The organism is Brachybacterium tyrofermentans (genome assembly GCF_039526165.1).
GTDB lineage: Bacteria > Actinomycetota > Actinomycetes > Actinomycetales > Dermabacteraceae > Brachybacterium > Brachybacterium tyrofermentans.
Genome location: NZ_BAAAIR010000078.1, coordinates 1 through 1,514, shown reverse-complemented (window position 1 = coordinate 1,514; position 1,514 = coordinate 1). Strand labels below are relative to the sequence as shown.

Here is a 1,514-nt window from a genome sequence, read left to right as displayed (position 1 = left end):
TCAGCACCACCCATCGTGCCGGTCAGGGACCCGTTCCTTCATCCCCGATCCGTGACTACAACGTCATGACCCGCAACAGCTAGTGGCGGCGAGAGCGCCTGGCCACGTTGTTGAACATCATGGTGCTCTCGGTAGGATCGACCGAAAGGGGTTGCCGCCGCTCAGGGGTGCCCGAGGGGCGAGGTTTCGGTGACTCTAGGTAGAGCTGCCGATTAAGGGGTGAGGATGCGTAGGCGAAACGTACAAAATGCAGCCGATGCGGGCTTGGGGCGCCCGGTTGAAGGCCTCCATTTTGAAGGCGCCGCACAGTACAGGGCGCTCGCCCGGTACATCGTGGAGCGCCCGACGCCCTGCACGATCGCGGTGCATGGAGAGTGGGGTATCGGGAAAACTCGCATCCTCCAGGAGATAGCGGAACACATCGGGGAGGGAGCCCGCCGCGGACGGCAGGGCGGGGTTGCTGGCTCGTACTATTTCGACGCTTGGAAGTACGCGACGTACACCGACAATTCTGAGCTCGGCCTGGCGCTTGCCGTGCAGATCGAGAGCCATTTTGGTAGTGCTCGCGGCATGTTGGCCAGATGGCAGTGGCGTCGCAGCCTGCGCTGGCTCGCCTCTTCAGCCTCCGCCGGCGTCGACGGCTACACATCTCTCGTACCGACGGAGAGCCTCAACCCTGTCGTCATTGGTGCACGAGTCGTTCTTAATGCTGCATCCAGAGTTGGGGATCAGCGGAACCTCACAAAGACGCTGCAAGCTGAGGAAAGCGTGAAGAAGGGTCTGAAGAAAAGCGTACTGCGGTTCATCTCCCAGTATTCGGAGGCGGATCGCATTGTCGTTTTCGTCGACAACCTGGATCGAATTGATCCGCAACAGGCGCTGAGATTGCTGCAGACTGTCTGCAACCTATTGGATTTCGAGCAGATCGTCGTCGTCGTCGCTGTGGATCTCGGAGTGATTCGCACCCACCTTCGTGGAGAGGGGCAGACTGGCGAGCGTGGGGAGGGCTCCAGCGCGTCCAGAGAGCGCTTCCTGGACAAGATGATCAATCTCGAATACAGGGTTCCGTCATTGGGTTATAGTTTCAGTGACGTGATGCAAACCCAAGCGGAAGTGTATTTGGGTCGGCGTTCAGGGTATTTGTCTGACGAGCGCCCTCTTGGAGTTCAGGACGGCTCGTCTCGGTTGGGTGACGCTAGAGAATTTCCAGGACAGACGGCAGAGGGGTCGCCAGAACGCGCTGATGCCCCGGCGGCCGCGAGCAGCTACGAGTTGGCTCTCGAGCGCTGCATTGTGTCCATCGCACGCCTGGGCGAAGGCCGGGCTGGCGCAGAGAAAGAGAAGGCGTCCAGCGCACAGAAGCATTTGACTGCCCTCATCGGGTCCGTGGGCGGGGTCAATCCTCGCTCTATGGACAAGGTCCTGCAGGCCTTAGCCTCGATCTTTCATGGGGTCGGTAGGTCCGCTCGGTCGGCGTCGTTGCCGATCTTTGCGGACTCATTCTGGCATGAGGG

General features: G+C 60.4%; 1 protein-coding gene. It reads left to right on the top strand.

The annotated features are described in order from the left end of the window. Positions 1–225: 225 nt before the first annotated feature. On the top strand, positions 226–1,514 hold a 1,289-nt coding region (locus tag ABD093_RS18295), incomplete at its 3' end, for a P-loop NTPase fold protein (RefSeq protein WP_343926309.1).